The following is a 19,619-nucleotide window of genomic DNA, read 5'->3' on the forward strand; positions in this document are numbered from 1 at the left end:
TGACCATGAACCAGTCGATCAACCCGCACGACCTTGGCGCCCATGCGGTCGCTGACGATCTCTTTACGCCTGTCGATCCCGCGGCATTCAACGCTGTGTCTCCGCCGATCTTCCAGACGTCGCTGTTCACCTATGACAGTTACGAGGCGATGGAGGATGTTTTCGCGGGCCGCACGCGCAACTACATCTATTCGCGTGGCGACAATCCGACGGTCCGCGAATTCGAACTCCTGGTCGCCCGCCTCGAGGGCGCGGAGGACGGACGTGCCTTCTCGAGCGGAACGGCCGCCATTACATCGACAATTCTCAGCCATGTTGAGGCAGGCGACCGGGTCGTTGCGGTCCGCCATCTCTACAACGATGTCTACCGCCTTCTGGTGAAGCTGCTTGCCAGGCTCGGCGTCGCGGTGGATTTCGTCGATCCCGCCGACCACGACGAGGTCCGCAAGGCGCTGTCGGGCGCCAAGCTGCTCTACCTTGAAAACCCCACATCCTTCGTCTTCGAGCTTCAGGACATTGCGGCGCTGTCGGCCATGGCAAAGGAGGCCGGTGTTACCACAATCATCGACAATTCCTGGGCAACGCCGCTCTTTCAAAAACCGATCCAGCATGGCGTCGATATCGTCATTCACGCCGCCTCGAAATATCTCGGCGGTCACAGCGATACGGTCGCCGGCGTCGTCGTCGGCTCGAAAGAGGCCATCGCCAGGATCAATTCAATATCCTACCCCTATGTCGGCGCCAAACTGTCACCGTTCGAGGCCTGGCTGCTGCTGCGCGGTATGCGCACGCTGCGTGTCCGTCTCAAGGAGCATGAGCGCAGCGGACTTTTGCTAGCCGGGCGGCTGAAGGAGCATTCTGCGATTGCACGCGTTCGTCACCCGGCATTCCAGGAGCATCCCGGACGGGCGACGCTGACGGGGTATGCCGGGCTGTTTACCTTCGACCTCAATCCCGATATCGATGTCGCACGCTTTGTGAATAGCCTTCGCGACATCCGTCTCGGTGTCAGCTGGGGGGGACCCGAAACGCTGGTGGTCCCCGCCAAGGTCGCGCTGCAGATCCCCGACCGGATGACCTCCTTCATCCGGTTCGGTGTGAGCGAGCAGACGGTTCGTTTCGCCGTTGGTCTGGAAGAGCCGGAACTGTTGTGGAGCGATTTGCAGCAGGCGCTGCACGCAGCGAAACGATAGGGTCCTGTCGGTGCGCATGATCGGGGCGGGAAGCTGGTTCGGCGATCGCCAGATGGCAATGTTCCTCTGCCGCCTTGATCATGAAGTTGACGAGGGTCCTTGAGACGCCGAGTTCGGCTGCAATATCCTTCTGCGGCACGCCGTTGAGGCGATGGCGAATGAACGCATCGTTGGTTCGCTTCGGCAGCGCCTCGAGCGAAGCAAGCACATTGCGCAAAGTCTCGGCAGCGACGAGCTGGTCGAGCACGGTGGGGATGGGAGCCGTGATCTCCTGAATCTGGTCTATCGACCTATGGTTGTTCATCTTCTGACGTCGCCGGCGGCTCTCGTCGAGTGCGAGATTATAGACCATCCGGAAGGCGTAACCGATCGGGCAACGAATGTCGTCGGTTTTGATCCCATAGGCTTTAATGACGCCATCCTGAAAGATATCCTCGGAGTATGACTTTGATTTGACAACGCTTTCAATGGTTTTAAGGAGCTTGTCCTTGTTTTCGATCATGGCGTTGACTACGGCATTTCCGTTCACATCACGATGCAATGCTTGCATTGTCCTGTACCCTTTTTACAAATGGAAAATCAGGCTCTGTCGTTGCTGGTCGGTGCGGTCTTGGCCTTCCTTTTCGAGGAAAGTACACGATTTGATTGCAGTGTCTATTTTAAGGTGATAACAAGAGTCAAGTTTAAATCGACCGAGTGGATGCGAGAAAAAATGGGAAAAACAGTTGAGATCCTGACAGGTAAGGCGGAGCTCTGCCGATCGATCATGGGCGCTTTGCCCGACTGGTTTTCAGAACCTGAGGTCATCGAAGCGAGCGCCCAGGCGATCGAAGACCTGCCGGTATTCGGCTATGTCGAAGCCGACGTCGTGACCGCGTTGATGGCCCTGAAACCGCATCCACCCGGCGCCGTCGAGATCGCGCTGATCGCGACCCGACCCGAACATCATGGTTGCGGCGCCGGACGCCATCTCATCGATGCAGCCGAACGTTTCGGCCATGAATCAGGTGCCCGGCTGCTGACGGTCAAGACGCTTGCCCCGCGCGGCCGCGACGAGCCTCAGTTCGAGGCGACGCGGCGCTTCTATGACCGGAACGGCTTTGTGCGGGCGGAGGTCTTTGCAAAGCTCTGGCACGAGGACCATCCATGCCTGTTCATGGTCAAGCCACTCGCCAGCGTTGAGGCAGGTGAACCCGCGCTTTGAGGCGATGAGACTCTCTGCCTGGCGCGTTGGCAATGACCAGCGCGCACTACATCGGAGCGGCCCTTCTCGTCATCGCCGACTGCCATCCATCGTCTCTTCAGGACCTTGGCGGGCCGATAGGAGCTAATGGCGCCCGTCCGGCAGCGGACAGGCTTCGCCGCAGCCAGCCACTCCCGGCAGATTGTAGCGCAGGCAGCAGACTTTCCGGCGGGCGAACTCCAGTCCGCATTGCTGCCGTGCCGCGCGGATCATGCCGAACATCGGATTGCGCCGACCGCACGGCCATGCGGGCTCTTCAAGCAGCGCCAGGCCGCCTTCGACGAGGTCGGGCTCCTGACGATGAGCGATCTCTTTGAGAATCCAGGAGAGATAGGCCGCGACATTGTTCCAGAGAAGCTTCGGCGCGACGCCGGCGTTGGCGGCGATCGCCGCGATGACTGGCTCGGCGTGACCGAGCATCAGCCGGTGAAGCTCGCCGGCCAGGTCACTTGTCACCTCGGGCCTGCCGGACATCACGAATGCTTCCGGTTCGCCTGTCTGCTCGTTGCAGACGAGCAAAAGCCGGTCGACCTCCATCGGCAGCGCGATGCGGTTCACGAACATATGGACGCTCGGAGCGATCGTCAGCATGCTGAAATAATAGAGCGTCCACATGGAGACGATCGCACGACGGTCGCTGCCCGGAAATTTTTGCGCATATCGGCCAATGATCTCGTCGAAGATCGCTCGGTCGCAAAGATCCCTGCAGGAAACGACGATGCCCGTCTGCGGGAGAGCGCTGAGCAGCTTGCCGCGGCAATAGGAGAACGGGCTGTCGCCCACCAGATCGTCGAGGTCGACGGCCTGGTGGGGGACAGGATGGTCAGCGATCGAGGTTGGGCGCTGGAACGCCCCGTTTGTCTCCATTGCCGTGCCTTACCAACGGTATTTCAGGGTGCCGGTCATGTTGCGGCCCTGGCCGAGATAGCAGAAGCCTTCGTTGCAGACAGTGTCGCGTTCGTCGGCAATGTTGCGGATATTGAAGGCGGCCGTCAGGCCCTCATATTTCCTGTCGACCGCGCCGAAATCATAAGTGGCGGATGCATCGACATAGAAGCTCGAAGGGTTCTTCGAGGTATTGGCGGTATCCGTCCAATTCTCGCTGACATAGCGGACCCCCGCGCCGATCGACAGGCCGTTGAACGGATTGGTTTCCTGGAAAGTATAGTTGGCCCAAAGGCTTGCGACATGCGAGGGCGTTACGGCCGGGGTGTTGCCCTCGTTGTCGCCGCCGGTGACCTCAGAATGGTTGTAGGTGTAGGCCGCAATGATGTCGAGGCCGTCGGCGATTGCCGCGCGAGCTTCAAGCTCGATGCCCTTTCCTGTCACTTCGCCGAGCGAGTCATAGGCAAGGGTCAGCGGATTGACCAGCACGGGCTTGTTCTTTTCGACGATGTGATAGGCGACCGCCGACAGCAGGATATCGGTGCCCGGCGGCTGATACTTCACGCCGAGTTCGTACTGTTCACCCTCGGTTGGCTCCAGGATCTTGCCGGATGTCGACCGGTTGGTCACCGGATCGAACGAGGTCGCATAGGAAACGAAGGGTGCAATGCCGTTGTCGAAGAGGTAAAGCGCACCCGCCTGCCAGGAGAAGGCATTCTTGCTGACGTCTTCCGAGTCGCTCAACCCAAAAGAGGGATAGGTCGTGTCACGCGTCTGGTTCACCCAAGTCTGGCGGCCGCCGAGATTGAAGCGCCAGTTGCCGGCCTCGATCTGGTCCATGGCGTAAACACCCACCTGCCGCATGTCGGCATCGGCTACGATGAAGTTATAGGCCGGCGTGGCGCCCGACACGCCATAGGTCGGATTGGCGATATCAAAATCGAATGCCGAGTTGACGGCGCCGATGCCGTAGCCCCAGTTCGACTGGAGATTGGTGTAGTCGAGCCCGAAGAGCATCGTGTGGGCAAGCGGACCTGTATCAAACTTCGCCTCGAGCTGGTTGTCGACCTGGAAGACGTTCATCTCGTCCCGGATCGAACTGGCGTTGCGATGCGCGACGGTCCCGGTCCAGCTGGAAACGCCGAGGTAGCGAGCGCGAAGATCGAGATGCGAGTAACGCAGGTTCTGCCGGAACGTCAGGCCGTTGTCGAATTCATGCTCGAACTGATAGCCGACCTGCTGCTGCTTGACCTTCTGGTAGTCGTAATCGGGATCGCTCTGCCTGATGTCGAGTATTCTGCCGTCCAGGGTCGTGATCGCGCCGACATTGGAGTCGGTCTCGTCGGCCTGCGCCAGACCGTAAAGCGTGAAGGTCGTGCCTTCGTCAGGCTTCCAGGTAAAGGACGGCGCCAGAAAATAGCGGTCGTCGGCAATATCGAAATTGGTGTCGCCGCGGCGGGCAAGGCCGACGATGCGATAGAGGAAATCGTCGTTGTCTTCGCTGATCGGCCCGCCGAAATCGAACATCGCCTGAGCTCGATCCTTGGTGCTGTAGGAGATACCGACTTCGTGGATCGGCTCTTCGGTCGGAAGCTTCGATATCTTGTTGACGAGGCCGCCCGGCGATCCCGAGCCATAGAGAACGGAGACCGGTCCCTTGATCACCTCGACGCGTTGCAACTGATAGGGATCGGTGCGGAACATGCCGTAATTGATATAGGGCTGACGCAAGCTGTCACGATAGTCGCCGACCGTCGTAACGTTGAAGCCGCGAATGAAGATCTGGTCGAAGCGCGGATCGAAGCCGTTCGGTCCGGTTGTCACGCCGGCCGAATAGCGTACGGCCTCGATGATGCTTTGGGCGCCACGCTGCTCAATTTCCTTCTCGGTGGTGACCGAGACTGAACGCGGCGTCTCGACGAGCGGCGTGTTAATCTTGGTCGCGGCCGAACTGTTCTTGGCGGCAACGGACGTCCGGTCAGTCTTGCTATCAGAGGATGCACCTTGAATGACGATTGGGTCGAGCGCTGTCGCGCCGGCATCTGCGGATGCGCTCTGGGCTGAGGCCGGCGATGCTGCAATGCCGATCAGGACGATCGCTGTCGTGCCAAATAGGCTATCTCTATAAATTCGCGATACATTATTAGAAACGTTCAAAAAAACACGCGCCATTGATTGGTCCCTACGCCACGGATGCGGGCGGAACCTATGGAGCGAAATTGGCCTTGTCAACATAAGATGATTATTTTAGTCACCTTTTAATCGATAAAAACTGCGTCTTCGACACTCCCGAACAGGTTGCACTCACCATCGAGCCCGTAACGTTCTGTTCGGGTAAATTGCCAACGGAGGCGGTTCTGTCGTGCGAGGGACCAGGTGCGGACAGATACGACTGTCAATCTGCCGGTCTCGATGGGGGCGAACCGTAATTAGGCCCGGCACAGGTGAGACTTTGAACCGATGTGAAACACTTAACAACATACTGTCGTGAAGTGGTCCAAAATCATTAGGGTAAGCATATCGTCTTTTGGCGCGGAATTCGCGGCTCGTCTTGCCTCCGGTCGTCTGCTCCCTAAATCCGACACATGGATACCGAGCGAACCACAGCTCCTATCAAATCGGTAAGGGCGTCTTCGCGGAAACCTCTCCAGAGGTTGAGCCCGGCCATTGTCGAGCAAGTCGAGCGCCTGCTCGGTGGACGCACGCGTGATATCCGCTTCAATGGGGAACTGGCTCAGCTTTTTCGCGAACGCTCCTGGCCGCGGACTGCCAAGATCATCCGCGCGTGGATGGTTTGGGTTATCGTGCTCGATGTTCTGACGTTGGGCCTCAACGCGATCTTGCTTCCGACCGGAACCGTGATGTCGATGCTTTGGCCAGCGTCAATCCTTCCCCCTGCAGCTCTTGTCGCAGCGATAGCCTTCCTGCGGCCGCGCGCTTTGTGGGTGCAGGGAGTTTTCATCCTCTCGGCTGTTTTTCTCATCCTCCTGTCGGTCGCCTTGGTGGGCGTTAACACCGGTGGCGAGTTTTACGAGCGGCATTTGACCATCATGCTTTTTGTGGCCGTCACTGCCATTATCATATTTCCCGTTCCACTCGGTTGGGCGATGGCGATCGGTGCTTCTGCCCTTGGTATCTACCTTGTGTTTCAACTGCGCAATCCAGCCATCGAAGTGGGCAGTGCTCTGGCCGGGACGCTGTTTTTCGCAAGCGGTGTGGCTGCAACCGTCGTTGCCCGACGCACCGCAACCATCTTCGCTCAGAAGACTTTCTTGCTGGAGTTACGAGATCGAAGTCGCCTCGCGGAGCTTACCGACGCCAATTCCCAGCTGGAATTGCTGGCACGGACCGACCCGCTGACGGGTGTCGCCAACCGGCGCTCGATGATGGAAACGCTCCATTATTTCTGGAGCGAGGATCTTAAACGAACGAGCGGCGCGGCGATGCTGATGTGCGATATCGACGACTTCAAGCATCTCAACGATAATCTCGGACATGCCGAAGGCGACCGCTGCCTGGTGAAAGTTGCCGGCATCATTCAGAGCAGCATGAGAGACGAGCGGGACCAGGTCGCCCGTTACGGAGGCGAAGAATTTCTCGTCTTTCTCCCAGGCTCTGATGAACAAGAGGCCCGGGTGGTCGCTGAGAGAATTCGAAGCCGAGTAGAAGCTGCGTCTCTTCCAAATCCTACCTCCCGCGTCGGCCCCTGGGTCACTGTCAGCATCGGAATAGCAATATTGATGCAAAACAGCGGACTCGTGTCGGCAGAGCACATGCAGCGCCAAGCGGATGCGGCGCTCTACCTTGCCAAGAAGACTGGTCGCAACTGCGTCGTGGTCCATGCTTCAGAGGTCGGTCAAGCCTCTGCCTGAAGTCATTCCAGGAAACTGTGGTGTTTGCCTGTTGTCGTTCTGGCGCCCGAGAACGACAGCGTCAAACAGCCGCGAGCAGGGCCGGTGTCAATCGATCAAACCTGACCATTTGACAGATATCCTACAAGTGGATATGTAATATCCATCTTACTGGCGATGCGAGAAAGTGGCCGACATGACACTGAAATCGATGAAGCCGCTGACGCGCGCCCCGCTGTTGCATGTCTCCGTGCAGGAAAGTCTGCGCGCCTATATCGATGATAATGGCCTCGCGCCCGGAACTCTGCTTCCCACGGAAGGAGAGCTCGCCACCCAGCTCGGCGTCAGCCGCAATTCGCTGAGGGAAGGCATCAAGGCGTTGGAATCGCTCGGCGTGTTGGAGACGCGGCGCGGCGTCGGCATCTTTGTGAAGGCCTTTTCCTTCGAGCCGCTTCTCGACAACCTCGCTTACGGCCTCGGCGGCGCGCTGCGGCAGATCGAGGAAGTCCTCGAAATCCGGCGCACGCTGGAAGTGGGATTGATCGGCAAGACGATCGAAGTGATCGGGGAAGAGGACATCGCCGAGCTGCGCGCCACCGTCAATCGAATGCGTGCCCATGCCGAGCGCGGCGAAACCTTTGCGGAAGACGACCAGCTGTTCCACCGACTGCTGTTTCGCTGCCAGGACAATGAAACGCTCGTGCGGCTGATCGATGTCTTCTGGCTCGCCTTCTACAAGGCGTCGGATTTCGTCAATCTTGAAAATGCCGATCCGATGGCGACGTGGCGCGACCATGCCGCGATCGTCGATGCGATCGAGGCAAAAGATCTGGAGGAGGCGCGCAGACGTCTGGATCGTCACTACGAAGGCATTGCCCGGGTGATTGCCAACAACAAGACAAGTTCAAACGTGGGAGGAACACATGAAAAGACTGTCTAGACTATCTGTTATTGCGCTTGGCGCCCTGCTGTCGACGGCTGCCGTTCCGGCTCTTGTCGTTTCGGGCGTTGCGACCCAGGCTCATGCCGCCACGCTGTCGGGCGGCTTCGATGTCGGCCCCGGAGGCTTCCAGGGCAACTTCAATCCGCTCGCCGCGACCGCCGGCTTCACCTGGCTCAGCGTCTACTACGAACCGCTGATCACCTATGACGAGAAGCTGCAGAAGGTCGTCGGCGCGCTGGCAAGCTCCTACGAGGTCAGCTCCGACCAGATGACCTACACGTTCAAGCTGGCGGACGCCAAATGGCATGACGACAAACCGTTCACCGCCAAGGACGCAAAGTTCACCATGGGCCTTGCGATGGATGCGAAAACCGGCTCGGTGCTCGCTGCCCGGCTGAAGGGCATATCGTCGGTCGAGACGCCGGACAATCGCACTGTTGTCATCAAGCTCAGCGCCCCCAGCAGCAGTTTTCCCGACACGATGACCAAGGTGATGATGCTGCCCGAGCATGCGCTCTCCTCTATCCCGGCCGACCAGTTGGCGAAGAACACCTGGTGGTCCACCGCTCCGATCGGCACCGGTCCGTTCAAATTCACCAAATACGTCTCGGATCAATATGTCGAACTTGCCGCAAACACCGATTATCGCGGTGGCAAACCCGCACTGGAACGCGTCATCAATCGCTATTTCGCCAATCCGGCCGCAGCGATCGCGGCGCTGAGATCCGGCGAAATCCAGTTCACCTATGTCGATTCCAACGACGTGCCGACCTTCAAGGACAACAAGGACTTCCAGGTCATCGAAGGCAACTCTTTCGTCGTCAACTATCTCGGCTTCAACCACGATTCCCCGCTCTGGAAGGACGTGCGCGTCCGCCAGGCGGTGATGTACGCGATCAATCGCGATGCCATCATCCAGAGCCTCTATGGCGGTGCGGCCAAGCCAGCCAATTGTGCCTATGTCGCCGACCAGCTGATACCCCCTGATATCGACAGCTATGCCTATGATCCCGAGAAGGCCAAGCAGTTGCTGACGGAAGCCGGCTGGGACCAGATCAATGGCGGCAAGCCGATCACCCTTCTGACCTATTACACCACGCCGCTGGCGACCAACGTGCTTGCCGCAGTCCAGGCGATGCTTGCCCAGGTCGGCATCAACATCGTCCCGCGCGCCGTCGATGCCCCGACCTATAACAGCATCGTGCTCAATGCGACGCCGGACATTGCCCAGTTCCAGTTGGTTTATGCCGGGCTGCAGAACGGGCCGGACGCCGGAAGCATCAATGTCGGCCTCAACGAGAAGCAGATCCCTCCGGCCGGACCGAATGTCGCCAGGGTTCGCATGCCTGACCTTACCAAGGCACTCGATAGTGCCTTGGCCGAACCTGATAGCGCCAAGCGGGATGCCGCCTATCAGGACGTCTGCAAGGTGATGAACACGAACCTGCCCTGGGCGACGCTCTGGGTGGCAAACCGCTACGGCATCGTCTCGACCAAGGTGAAGGATTTCGTCTGGACGCCGGCGCCGGGCGGCGGCCCCTACCAGGCCAATCCGCAGAAATGGTCGATCGCCGAATAGGCGTTTTCCGCGAAGCCTTGAGGGTGGCCTCGGCCACCCTGACAAGACGGCCGGACAAGACGGCCCGATAAGACGGATTACCGATGCTCCAATACAGTCTCAGACGCCTGATCATAGGAATAGGCATGCTCGTCGCCCTGAGCATGCTGATCTTCCTGCTGCTGCGCCTCACACCCGGCGATCCGATCGATGCCTATATCGATCCGAACCTGCCGATGTCGCCGTCAGACCTCGCCGATCTGCGCCGAAACCTCGGGCTCGATCAGCCCTTGCCCGCGCAGTATCTGGGCTGGTTGCAGCAGGCGCTGACCGGCAATCTCGGCTATTCGATCAAGCGTCTCGATCAGCCGGTTCTGGGCCTGGTGCTGTCACGGATCGGCCCGACAGTGCTCTTGATGGGCACTGCACTTGCCTTCGCCATCGTTGCAGGCATCACCTGCGGGGTGATCGGCGCCGTCCGCCGCAATTCGCTGGCCGATCTCTCCTTGTCGGTGGTTGCGCTTGCCGGCATTTCGAGCCCTGCCTTCCTCAGCGCGCTGATCGGCCTTTATATTTTCTCCGTCCGCCTGCACTGGATGCCATCAGGCGGCATGCTGACGCCGGGCGAGGAATTCTCGGTGGGCGATCTCCTCCATCATCTGATTCTGCCGGCGGCACTTCTGTCTGTCGCGCAAGCCGCATTGATTATGCGCTACATGCGCGCTTCGTTGCTCGAAGTCCTGAACCAGGACTACGTGCGCACGGCCCGCGCTAAGGGCGTTCGCGAGTTCTGGGTCATCAGCAAGCATGCGTTGCGTAACGCCCTTCTGCCGATCGTAACGCTGATCGGCTCCACCATCGGACTTGCGATCGGCGGCGCCATCTTCATCGAGAGCGTCTTCAACTGGCCGGGCATGGGTCTGTTGCTCGTCGATGCCGTGCAGACCCGTGACTATCCCGTCATCATGGGGGCGACGCTCGTCATCGGCGCCTGCGTTATCGTCGTCAATCTTCTGACCGATATCACCTATGCGGTCGTCGACCCGCGTATCAAGGTGGGCTGATCATGCTGGCACGCTCTTCCGAACGCCGGAGCCCCGGACCACTTGCCCACGCCTTCAGTCGGTTTCTGCTCAACCGCGCAGCCGTTGCCGGCGTCTGCATTGCCATTCCGATGCTGCTGTTGATCCTTTCCTATCCGCTATGGTGGGCTTTCCGGCCGAACGACATCGATCTTCTGGCCATGAATAGCGGCCCGACGGCAACGCACTGGTTCGGAGCCGACGGTGTCGGCCGCGACGTCTTCGCGCGCGTGCTCGAAGGCGGCCGGATTTCGCTGCTGGTCGCCGTCGCATCGACTGCGCTTTCCGCGGTCATCGGTTTTCTTTTCGGGGCGATCTCGGCGCTTGCCGGACGCTGGACGGACGCCGTCTCGATGCGCTTCGTCGATCTGGTGATGACCCTGCCGCCCGTCATCTTCCTGCTTGTGCTCGCCTCGATTGCCGGCACCGGCATCTGGCCGACGGTGCTGGTCATCTCGCTGCTTTCCTGGCCGCTGCTTGCGCGCATGATCCGCTCGCGGCTGCTGGAATTGCGTGAACGCGACTTCGTCATGGCTGCCCGCGGCATGGGCGCCGGCATCGGACATTTGCTCTTTCGCCACGGCCTGCCGAACTCGATCGATATCCTCGTGGTCTATGCAACGCTGCAGATCGCCAATGCCATCCTGCTCGAGGCGGGCCTGTCCTTCCTTGGCCTCGGCATCGCCCCGCCGGCGGCAAGCTGGGGCAACATGCTGAACGCGGCCCGCTCGACCGCCGTGCTCGAACAATATCCGTGGCAATGGCTCTTCCCCGGCGCCGCGCTGATCCTTGCCGTCCTGGCAATCAACTTCATTGGCGATGGCCTCAGAGATGCCTTCGACCCGCGTGCCGAACTGAACTGACAATCGAAAGAAGCGAAAATGACCAAATTCAAGGGTGTCGTCCCCCCTGTCGTAACACCGCTCAATCCGGATCTCACCGTCGACTACCCATCCTATACACGCGTGCTCGAGCATCTGATCGATGCCGGCTGCCATGGCGTATTCGTGCTCGGCTCGACGAGCGAGGTGATCTTCCATGACGAAAAGACCCGGCGGGACATCATCGAGCATTCGGCCAGGGTGGTGAATGGCCGCGTACCGCTGATCGTCGGCGTCATTGATCCGACCACGGATCGCGTCATCGCCCATGCGAAGGTCGCAAAGGCCGCTGGCGCCGATGCGGTCGTGGTGACGGCGCCATTCTATACGGTCACCAGCCAGTCCGAGATCCTCGACCACTTTCGTTATATCCGCGACGCGGTGGATGTTCCGCTGGTCGCCTACGACATTCCAGTCTGCGTTCACGTCAAGCTGCAGCGCCAGACCGTGGTCACGCTTGCCAGGGAAGGCGCCATAATCGGCCTCAAGGATTCCAGCGGCGATGACGGCAACTTCCGCTATGCGCTCCTCGACCTAGCCGAACACAAGGACGTCTTCCTGATGACCGGCTCCGAGATCGTCGTCGACACCGCCCTGCTGATGGGCGCCCATGGTGTTGTCCCTGGTATCGCCAATGTCGATCCGCACGGCTATGTCCGCCTTTGGAATGCTGCGCAGCGCGGCGACTGGGTCGCCGCGAAGAAGGAACAGGAGCGCCTCTGCCGCCTCTTCGAAATCGTCTGGGTCGCGCAGGGCCGCGTCAGTGGCGGCGCAGCCGGCATCGGCGCCTTCAAGACCGCTATGCGCAGCCTCGGCATCATCGATTCCGCCGTCATGCCGCGGCCGCGTGCCTCCCTCAACGATGCCGAAACGGCGCGGATCGACGAGATCCTGCGTGCAACCGGCCTGCTGAACTGAGCCGGCTGATGGAACAGACCGCCGAACCCGTACTCGACATCGAGGGATTGCGAACGATCTTCCGCATCCGCGGCCGCGAGATCACGGCGGTCAACGATATCGACCTGACCGTTGCCGCCGGCGAGACGCTTGCGCTCGTCGGCGAATCCGGCTCCGGCAAGTCGGTCACCAGCCTGTCCGTCATGCGGCTGCTCACCCGCAACATCGGCGTGATCGCCGCAGGCAGTATCCGCCTTGCGACGGGGAACGGCGTGGTCCGCGATCTCGTCTCCCTCGACGAAGAGAGCATGCGCAGGATCAGGGGCGACGACATCGGCATGATATTCCAGGAGCCGATGTCGAGCCTCAATCCGGTCTTCACCATCGGCGACCAGATCGCCGAGCCGATCCGCATCCATCGCGGCGCCGATCGCAAGGCGGCGATGAACGCAGCCGTCGCGTTGCTTGAAAGCGTCGGCATACCGGACGCCCGACGCCGTGCCGGCCAATATCCACACGAACTGTCGGGCGGCATGCGGCAGCGCGCGACGATCGCCATGGCGCTCGCCTGCGATCCGGCGCTGCTGATCGCCGACGAGCCGACCACGGCGCTCGACGTGACGATCCAGGCGCAGATTCTCGACCTGCTCCTCAAACTGCAGCGCGAGCGCGGCATGGCCATGCTCTTTGTCACCCACAATCTCGGCGTCGTCGCCGAAATCGCCCATCGCGTGGCGGTGATGTATGCCGGCCGGATCGTCGAAGAAGGGCCGGTCGGCGAGGTTTTCCGCAATCCCAAGCACCCCTACACCATGGGACTTCTTGCCTCGATGCCGCGCCTTGGCGATGCGGCGCGGATGAAACAGGCCGGCGAAAAGCTCGCCGCCATTCCCGGCATGGTCCCGAGCCTGATGAACATGCCGAGCGGCTGCGCCTTTTCCCCGCGCTGCAAATTCGCGATCGATGCCTGTCGCGTCGCGGTTCCCGAGCTCGAACAGGTCAATCCGCAGCACCGCAGCCGCTGCATCAGATGGCAGGAGATCTAGATGAGCGCACCGCTGCTTTCCGTCCGCGACCTTTCGAAACATTATACTTCCCGCGGCACGCGGCTGAACATTCTCCAGGGCATCTCGTTCGATATCGGCAAGGGTGAAGTTGTCGGGCTTGTCGGCGAATCCGGCAGTGGAAAGACCACGATCGGGCGTTCCGTCCTTCGCCTCGTCGAGCCGTCGTCCGGCAGCGTCCGATTCGACGGGACGGAACTTACGGCACTTTCCGCCTCGGCGCTCAGACGGCAGCGGCGGCGCATGCAGTATATTTTCCAGGACCCCTTCGCCAGCCTTTCGCCGCGCATGACCATCGGCGAGATCCTGACGGAAGGCCTGAAGATCCAGGGAATCGGCACCGCCCGTGACAGGCTTGAACGGGCGCAGTCGGCCTTGGCGGAGGTCGATCTGCCCGCCGACGCAATCAATCGATACGCGCATGAGTTTTCCGGTGGCCAGCGCCAGCGCATCGGGATTGCCCGTGCGTTGACCTTGTCGCCCGAATTCATCGTCGCCGACGAGCCGGTCTCGGCGCTCGACGTGTCGATCCAGGCGCAGGTGATCAACCTGCTGCGCGACCTGCAGCAGCGGCTTGGCCTGACCATGCTGTTCATCTCGCATGACCTTGCCGTCGTCGAATATATCTGCGACCGGGTGATCGTGCTCTATCTCGGCCGCATCATGGAAATCGCACCAAGTGCCGATCTCTATGCGAGACCGCAGCATCCCTATACGCGCGCGCTGCTCTCGGCGATTCCGTCGCCCGATCCGGACGCTCGCCGTAACAGGCAGATCCTGAAAGGCGATATTCCCAGCCCGGCCAATCCGCCGAGCGGATGTGTTTTTCGCACGCGCTGTCCGAGCGCTCTCGAGGCCTGCGCCGGCGCCGTTCCGCAATTGCGGGAAGTCGCTCCCGGCCACTTCAAGGCCTGCATTCGCGACGACCTCAACTGATCCGTCATCCACCGGAGAAAAACAGATGAATGCGAAGACGCCGCATCCCGCCATCGGCGGAAATTGGGCGAGCCTGCTTTTGCCGATCGCAGCCGATGACAGCATTGAATTCGACAAGCTCGGCGAAGAGATCGACATCCTCATCGATACGGGCGTCGATGGTATTTACTCAAATGGCACCGCCGGCGAATTCCACAATCAGACGGAGGTGGAGTTCGACTGCATCCAGGCAATGCTGGCCGAGCGTTGCAAAACGTCTTCAACCTCATTCGTCATCGGCGCCTGCCAGCCCGACCCGCTGATCATGCTCAATCGCGTCCGCCGCGCCGCCGCGCTCGATCCCCGCGCCATTCAGGTCATCTTGCCGGACTGGTGGCCGCTCACCGATGCCGAAGCGGTCGACTTCCTGAAACGAGCGGCCGAGGCTGCCGACGGAATTCCGCTCATCCTCTACAATCCGCCTCATGCAAAACGCGTGCTGGCGCCAAAGGAGCTCGGCATGGTCTGCGCCGCGGTGCCTGAGGTGATCGGCATCAAGCTCGCCGATGGCGACGGCCCCTGGTATGCCGAGGCGCGCCGGCATCTGTCCGGGCTGTCACTCTTCGTCCCCGGCCATCATCTCGCAACCGGCATCAACGAAGGTGTGGCAACTGGCTCCTTTTCCAATGTCGCCTGCCTCAGCCCCCGCGGTGCTCAGACCTGGACGGTCTCGATGCGAAACGATATCGACGCCGCACTCGATCTTGAGCGACGCATCTGCGCGTTTATGGACGCGCATATCGTTTCCTTTCGCCAGGAATTTGGCTATTCGAATGCCGCTCTCGATAAACTTTTGAGTGCCATCGGCAATTGGGGACCCGTGGACACCCGTTTGCGGTTTCCTTATCGCTCGATAGACATGGCAGAAGCGGTCAGGTTGCGACGCATCGCACGCTCCGAACTCCCCGATCTTTTCCCCTGAGTTTGCTCGGGTCGAGCGGATCAAATGATCTGTGGGTTTGCTGCGCGTAACATCGTCCTCGTGGAGTAACGACCAGTGCAATACAATCCAGAGACCCGCAACTCGATCTCGTTCTTGAGGGAGGAGAAGAATTTTCTGTTGTCGCAAATGAAAAATCTGATTTACTGATACTTCGCTGCTTGGCTCTAAGGGGGATATTGCCGATGCCGTGGACTCGCAGAAATATTGTGCTTGGTGGATTGGCGTTGCTTGGCGCCGGCGCGCTGCGGAAACCGGTATTCGCCGCGGCGTCTTCCTTTTTCGACGGCACCACCGTCGACAATGGCGTGACGTTCCGAAGGACCGACTTCGCCAAGATCGACAGGAAGTGGCACCGCCAGGTCGTCAAATATTTCAGCAGCGAGCCGATCGGCACCGTCGTCGTCGATACGAGACACCATTTTCTCTATGTGATCATGGAGAACAAGACGGCCATCCGCTACGGCGTCGGCGTCGGCCGCGAGGGCTTCAAATGGTTTGGCCGTGCGACGATCGACGCCAAATCGCTTTGGCCGCGCTGGACGCCACCGCCGGAGATGCGCAAGCGCCATCCTGAACTGCCCGAATTCGTGGCGGGAGGCTCACCGAAGAATCCGCTTGGCCCCCGCGCCATGTACCTGCATCGCGACGGCGTCGACACCGGCTATCGCTTCCACGGCACGTTGGAGCCGTGGAGCATCGGCAAGGATGCCTCCAGCGGCTGTATCCGCATGTTCAACGAAGACGCCATCGATCTTTACCAGCGTTGCCCCATCGGCACCGCGGTGCAGGTTCTGCCGCATATCGCCGACCAGGCTGAAAGTGCCGCGCAGGTCAGCCAAACAACCACGGTCGAGTGAGGAATATTCCCTGATGTCTGCTACAACAGGATATGCGAGGCGCCTTCTCGCCGCGGCCATGCTCTTGGCGCTCGCCGCCTGCTCCACCACTGAGATCGCCTCTTTGGAAGAACCCGCGGCTGCGCCGATGACCGGCCAGACCAACGATCCCGCCCCCGGGTTCGAGAATGTAGGGGCTGGCAGTGAAGAGGATTTCATCCTCAATGTCGGCCGACGGATCTATTTCAAGCAGGACTCCGCCGCACTCGATTCCGTCGCCATGGCAACGCTGGATAACCAAGCCGCCTGGCTCAACAGGAACCCGACTTGGCTGCTCAAGCTGCAGGGATTTGCCGACGATTCCGGCTCCGCATCCCAAATGGAGGCGTTGTCGCAGAAGCGCGCCGATGCCGCCATGGCCTATCTTGCCTCCAAGGGTGTGGACGCGAAGCGGATGTGGGCGAGGGGCTACGGGAACGAGCGCGAAGTCCGAGACTGCACAGATCGCTCCTGCAGGGTGCAGAACCGGCGCGTAGTCACCAATCTCCGCACCCAGCCCGACGCGGCCTGATCCAGCTCGAACCACTCAACGCTTGGCGCAGACGCGCCAAGCGCTATCGGCCGGGCTCAGCTCGAATACGACATGGATCTCGCCAACCTGCGTTTAATACGAGGGTGGCAGGACATATTCGAGTGCTGACGACAGCTCGATGACGAACCTGATATTCGCGGCATTCGCAGCCACCACCAGCTGGTAGTCGCCGGGTTCGGCGCGGAAGGCGCCGGCCTTGACGTCGAAATAAGCGAGGTCGCGCGGCATGATCTTCATTTCGGCTGTGCCGGTCTCACCGGGCAGCAGCGAAAGCTTTGCGAAGGCGCGCAGTTCCTTCTCCGGCCGCGCCACCTTTGACTTTGGCGAACGCACATAGAGCTGGACCAGTTCCGATCCGGCCCGATCGCCGATATTGGTCAGATCGATGCTGACCGTCACGCCTTCGGCACCCATTTCGCTCGCCGACAGGCGCGGCTCGCTCCAGCTGAAGCGCGTATAGCCAAGGCCGAAACCGAAGGGGAAGAGCGGTTCGACGGCGCGCGTATCGTGATGACGATAGCCGACGAAGACGCCTTCGGCATACCGAACATGCCCATCCTTACCCGGATAGACGGCCGGATCACCTGTTATCGCGGAATTGTCGGCAAGCGCCTTCGGGAATGTCTGTGGAAGGCGCCCGCCGGGCTCGACATCGCCGAACAGGACATCGGCGACGGCATTGCCCAGCTCCTGCCCGGGATACCAGATTTGCAGCACGGCCCGAACCTTGCCGAGCCAGGGCATTTCCACCGGACCGCCGGTCTGCAGCACGACCACAGTGTTGGCGTTGACGGCCGCAACGCGCTTGATCAGCTCTTCCTGCCGACCCGGAAGCCGCATGTCGGGTAAATCCAAGCCCTCGGTATCCCATTCGCCGTCGCGGCCGACGAAGAGAAGCGCCACATCGGCATTCAGCGCCGTCTCGACGGCGTCCTCGATATCGGCCTCGCCCAAGGGCTTTTCGACGCCAAACCGAATGGCCGTGAGGTTGATCCCCTCTCCATTCGCCACCGGCGGATCATACTCGACGGTGACGGCATGGGCTTTGCCCGCATCGAGCGCCACCGTGCCGCGCTGTTCGTCATTGGCAGTGCCGAAGTAGTTCTCGCCGCGTGTCCAGCCGTCATCGCCGTCGACCGTCAGCCTGCCATCGACGAAGAGCCGCGCCAGTCCGGCATTGGTCATGCCGAAGACATGGGCGCCGCTCTCCTCCGGCACGAATTGCATCGTCATCCGCGCCGAGAAATCGGTGGGGTCGAGCTCGGCCGACGGCAGCTCGAACCAGAAGAACTCACCCTTGTCGACGGTTTCGACATGAAGCGGAGTGCCCTGACAACCACGCCCCTTGAAATATTCGACGGTGATCTTTCCCTTGGCCACCTCGATCAGACGGTTATGGCGGCAGCCGACAGCGTGGCTGACGCTGTTGGCATTGGAAAGGGCCGCTCGAATCCCTTCGAGCGGGCTGACCGTATAATGCGCCGCGATCTGCGCGCTGCCGCCGCCCATGACGCGCGCGCTCGCGGCGTTGGGTCCAATGACGGCGATCCGGTCGAGCGACGTCTTAGCAAGCGGCAGTATGCCGTCGTTCTTTAAAAGGACTGCGCCCTCTGCGCCGAGACGCCGGATCAGCGCCCGGTCTTCCGGCAGGTCGACTGCCTGCTCCGTGAGATCGGGCTTCTTCTCGAACGCACCGATCCGCTCGAGCAGAAGCAGGATCCGCCCCGCCGCCGCGCGCACGGTCGTCGCTTCAACCCTGCCCTCGCGCACGGCCGCAACCAATTTCTCGCCGCGATCGCGCGCCGGGCCGGGCATTTCGAGATCGAGACCGGCATTGATCGTCTCGGCCGTCGAATGCGAACCGAACCAGTCGGACATGACGATGCCGTCGAATCCCCATTCCTCGCGCAGCACTTTGGTCAGCAGCCACTCATGCTCGCTCGTATAGGTGCCGTTGAGACGGTTGTAGGAGGACATGACGGCCATCACGCCAGCGCGCCGGACGGCCTGTTCGAAGGGCGGAAAGTAGATTTCGCGCAACGTCCGCTCGTCGATATCGGAAGACATGGTCTGCCGCTCGATCTCGGATTCATTGCCGGCGAAGTGCTTGATCGTCGCGGCGATCCCCTGGCTCTGCACGCCCTTGATATAGGCGACGGCGAGTTCGGCGGTCAGCATCGGATCCTCGGAATAACATTCGAAATTTCGCCCGTTGAGCCCGGAACGATGGATATTCACTGTGGGCGCGAGCAGTACGGCGGCACCCTTGCTCTTCGCCTGGTGGGCAAGCGCGACACCCATGCGCTCGACGAGATCGGGATTCCAGGTGGCGCCGAGCGCGATGGCAGTGGGAAAGCAGGTCGCCTTGACGCCGCCGACCAGCGAACCCGCGCCGCGGGCGCCATTCGGTCCGTCCGTCACCTTGATCTTCGGCACACCAAGACGCTCGACGGGAACCGTCGTCCAGAAATCCGCGCCTGAGAGCAGCGAGACCTGCTCCTCGAGCGTCATCTTGTCGAGAATGGAATCGATCATGCAAACCTCCCCTTCAATGGAATTCGGGCATTGCGAAGTGCTGCCCTCTGTACGGTGCCAATCCATCCGGCGGCGCCGCTAAAGTCTCCTCGCAAGGCAGTTCTTAAACCTACCGATTACTCGGTATTTTTAAGATGTCAA

Annotated in this window: 17 protein-coding genes; 13 read left to right on the forward strand and 4 right to left on the reverse strand. The window is 60.7% G+C overall.

The window, feature by feature from the left end; translation table 11 throughout:
• The first annotated feature begins 5 nt into the window (after positions 1 to 5).
• On the forward strand, positions 6 to 1,193 hold the full coding sequence (locus tag RLCC275e_RS24660) for a PLP-dependent transferase (protein ID WP_033183089.1): 1,188 nt from the start codon (positions 6 to 8) through the stop codon (positions 1,191 to 1,193).
• Here the strand turns inward: RLCC275e_RS24660 and RLCC275e_RS24665 are convergent.
• Positions 1,084 to 1,743, reverse strand: coding sequence for a sigma-70 family RNA polymerase sigma factor (locus tag RLCC275e_RS24665; protein ID WP_082229829.1), 660 nt, complete (start codon positions 1,741 to 1,743; stop codon positions 1,084 to 1,086). The two genes, RLCC275e_RS24660 and RLCC275e_RS24665, sit on opposite strands and share 110 nt — an antisense overlap.
• Positions 1,744 to 1,905: 162 nt before the next feature.
• Between RLCC275e_RS24665 and RLCC275e_RS24670 the strand changes: the two genes are divergently transcribed.
• Positions 1,906 to 2,397, forward strand: coding sequence for a GNAT family N-acetyltransferase (locus tag RLCC275e_RS24670; RefSeq protein WP_033183087.1), 492 nt, complete (start codon positions 1,906 to 1,908; stop codon positions 2,395 to 2,397).
• 123 nt (positions 2,398 to 2,520) lie between these two features.
• Here RLCC275e_RS24670 and fhuF read toward each other — a convergent pair whose 3' ends face one another.
• Together fhuF and RLCC275e_RS24680 are read right to left on the reverse strand one after the other, a co-directional pair.
• A complete protein-coding gene (fhuF, locus tag RLCC275e_RS24675; RefSeq protein ID WP_033183086.1) occupies positions 2,521 to 3,303 on the reverse strand; it encodes a siderophore-iron reductase FhuF in 783 nt (260 codons plus the stop codon).
• 9 nt (positions 3,304 to 3,312) lie between these two features.
• Complete coding sequence (locus RLCC275e_RS24680) at positions 3,313 to 5,493, reverse strand: TonB-dependent siderophore receptor (RefSeq protein WP_033183085.1); 2,181 nt, start codon at positions 5,491 to 5,493, stop codon at positions 3,313 to 3,315.
• A gap of 413 nt (positions 5,494 to 5,906) precedes the next feature.
• Here RLCC275e_RS24680 and RLCC275e_RS24685 point away from each other — a divergent pair, with 413 nt between their 5' ends.
• From RLCC275e_RS24685 to RLCC275e_RS24735, 11 genes are all read left to right on the forward strand, one after another.
• Entirely contained in the window at positions 5,907 to 7,193 is a 1,287-nt protein-coding gene (locus tag RLCC275e_RS24685) for a GGDEF domain-containing protein (RefSeq protein WP_050516842.1), read from the forward strand.
• Between the two features lie 175 nt (positions 7,194 to 7,368).
• Positions 7,369 to 8,112, forward strand: a complete 744-nt coding sequence (locus RLCC275e_RS24690) for a FadR/GntR family transcriptional regulator (protein ID WP_033183083.1) — start codon at positions 7,369 to 7,371, stop codon at positions 8,110 to 8,112.
• A complete protein-coding gene (locus RLCC275e_RS24695) occupies positions 8,096 to 9,694 on the forward strand; it encodes an ABC transporter substrate-binding protein (RefSeq protein WP_033183082.1) in 1,599 nt (532 codons plus the stop codon). Before RLCC275e_RS24690 ends, RLCC275e_RS24695 begins: the two co-directional genes overlap by 17 nt.
• Positions 9,695 to 9,777: 83 nt before the next feature.
• Positions 9,778 to 10,737, forward strand: a complete 960-nt coding sequence (locus tag RLCC275e_RS24700; protein ID WP_033183081.1) for an ABC transporter permease — start codon at positions 9,778 to 9,780, stop codon at positions 10,735 to 10,737.
• A gap of 2 nt (positions 10,738 to 10,739) precedes the next feature.
• A complete protein-coding gene (locus RLCC275e_RS24705; protein ID WP_003562351.1) occupies positions 10,740 to 11,618 on the forward strand; it encodes an ABC transporter permease in 879 nt (292 codons plus the stop codon).
• 18 nt (positions 11,619 to 11,636) lie between these two features.
• On the forward strand, positions 11,637 to 12,554 hold the full coding sequence (locus RLCC275e_RS24710) for a dihydrodipicolinate synthase family protein (RefSeq protein ID WP_003562350.1): 918 nt from the start codon (positions 11,637 to 11,639) through the stop codon (positions 12,552 to 12,554).
• A gap of 8 nt (positions 12,555 to 12,562) precedes the next feature.
• Positions 12,563 to 13,579 (forward strand): ABC transporter ATP-binding protein, encoded by a 1,017-nt coding sequence (locus RLCC275e_RS24715; protein WP_003562349.1) that lies wholly within the window; start codon positions 12,563 to 12,565, stop codon positions 13,577 to 13,579.
• Positions 13,580 to 14,533: an ABC transporter ATP-binding protein gene (locus RLCC275e_RS24720; protein ID WP_003562348.1), complete on the forward strand. Its 954-nt coding sequence runs from the start codon at positions 13,580 to 13,582 to the stop codon at positions 14,531 to 14,533.
• Positions 14,534 to 14,558: 25 nt separating this feature from the next.
• On the forward strand, positions 14,559 to 15,494 hold the full coding sequence (locus RLCC275e_RS24725) for a dihydrodipicolinate synthase family protein (protein WP_033183080.1): 936 nt from the start codon (positions 14,559 to 14,561) through the stop codon (positions 15,492 to 15,494).
• A gap of 203 nt (positions 15,495 to 15,697) precedes the next feature.
• A complete protein-coding gene (locus RLCC275e_RS24730) occupies positions 15,698 to 16,372 on the forward strand; it encodes a L,D-transpeptidase (protein ID WP_003562345.1) in 675 nt (224 codons plus the stop codon).
• A gap of 13 nt (positions 16,373 to 16,385) precedes the next feature.
• Positions 16,386 to 16,922, forward strand: a complete 537-nt coding sequence (locus tag RLCC275e_RS24735; protein ID WP_003562344.1) for an OmpA family protein — start codon at positions 16,386 to 16,388, stop codon at positions 16,920 to 16,922.
• Positions 16,923 to 17,015: 93 nt separating this feature from the next.
• Here the strand turns inward: RLCC275e_RS24735 and RLCC275e_RS24740 are convergent, their stop codons facing one another.
• Entirely contained in the window at positions 17,016 to 19,478 is a 2,463-nt protein-coding gene (locus tag RLCC275e_RS24740; protein ID WP_033183079.1) for a glycoside hydrolase family 3 C-terminal domain-containing protein, read from the reverse strand.
• Positions 19,479 to 19,619 lie beyond the last annotated feature (141 nt).

This window comes from Rhizobium brockwellii (genome assembly GCF_000769405.2).
Lineage (GTDB): Bacteria > Pseudomonadota > Alphaproteobacteria > Rhizobiales > Rhizobiaceae > Rhizobium > Rhizobium brockwellii.

Bases quoted from the DNA above. Each gene is read 5' to 3' on its own strand.
- RLCC275e_RS24720 (WP_003562348.1), top strand. From the start codon at position 13,580: ATGAGCGCACCGCTGCTTTCCGTCCGCGACCTTTCGAAACATTATACT.
- RLCC275e_RS24730 (WP_003562345.1), top strand. From the start codon at position 15,698: ATGCCGTGGACTCGCAGAAATATTGTGCTTGGTGGATTGGCGTTGCTT.
- RLCC275e_RS24715 (WP_003562349.1), top strand. From the start codon at position 12,563: ATGGAACAGACCGCCGAACCCGTACTCGACATCGAGGGATTGCGAACG.
- RLCC275e_RS24740 (WP_033183079.1), bottom strand. From the start codon at position 19,478: ATGATCGATTCCATTCTCGACAAGATGACGCTCGAGGAGCAGGTCTCG.
- RLCC275e_RS24725 (WP_033183080.1), top strand. From the start codon at position 14,559: ATGAATGCGAAGACGCCGCATCCCGCCATCGGCGGAAATTGGGCGAGC.
- RLCC275e_RS24670 (WP_033183087.1), top strand. From the start codon at position 1,906: ATGGGAAAAACAGTTGAGATCCTGACAGGTAAGGCGGAGCTCTGCCGA.
- RLCC275e_RS24735 (WP_003562344.1), top strand. From the start codon at position 16,386: ATGTCTGCTACAACAGGATATGCGAGGCGCCTTCTCGCCGCGGCCATG.
- RLCC275e_RS24660 (WP_033183089.1), top strand. From the start codon at position 6: ATGAACCAGTCGATCAACCCGCACGACCTTGGCGCCCATGCGGTCGCT.
- RLCC275e_RS24700 (WP_033183081.1), top strand. From the start codon at position 9,778: ATGCTCCAATACAGTCTCAGACGCCTGATCATAGGAATAGGCATGCTC.
- RLCC275e_RS24665 (WP_082229829.1), bottom strand. From the start codon at position 1,743: ATGCAAGCATTGCATCGTGATGTGAACGGAAATGCCGTAGTCAACGCC.
- RLCC275e_RS24685 (WP_050516842.1), top strand. From the start codon at position 5,907: ATGGATACCGAGCGAACCACAGCTCCTATCAAATCGGTAAGGGCGTCT.
- RLCC275e_RS24680 (WP_033183085.1), bottom strand. From the start codon at position 5,493: ATGGCGCGTGTTTTTTTGAACGTTTCTAATAATGTATCGCGAATTTAT.
- RLCC275e_RS24690 (WP_033183083.1), top strand. From the start codon at position 7,369: ATGACACTGAAATCGATGAAGCCGCTGACGCGCGCCCCGCTGTTGCAT.
- fhuF (WP_033183086.1), bottom strand. From the start codon at position 3,303: ATGGAGACAAACGGGGCGTTCCAGCGCCCAACCTCGATCGCTGACCAT.
- RLCC275e_RS24695 (WP_033183082.1), top strand. From the start codon at position 8,096: ATGAAAAGACTGTCTAGACTATCTGTTATTGCGCTTGGCGCCCTGCTG.
- RLCC275e_RS24705 (WP_003562351.1), top strand. From the start codon at position 10,740: ATGCTGGCACGCTCTTCCGAACGCCGGAGCCCCGGACCACTTGCCCAC.
- RLCC275e_RS24710 (WP_003562350.1), top strand. From the start codon at position 11,637: ATGACCAAATTCAAGGGTGTCGTCCCCCCTGTCGTAACACCGCTCAAT.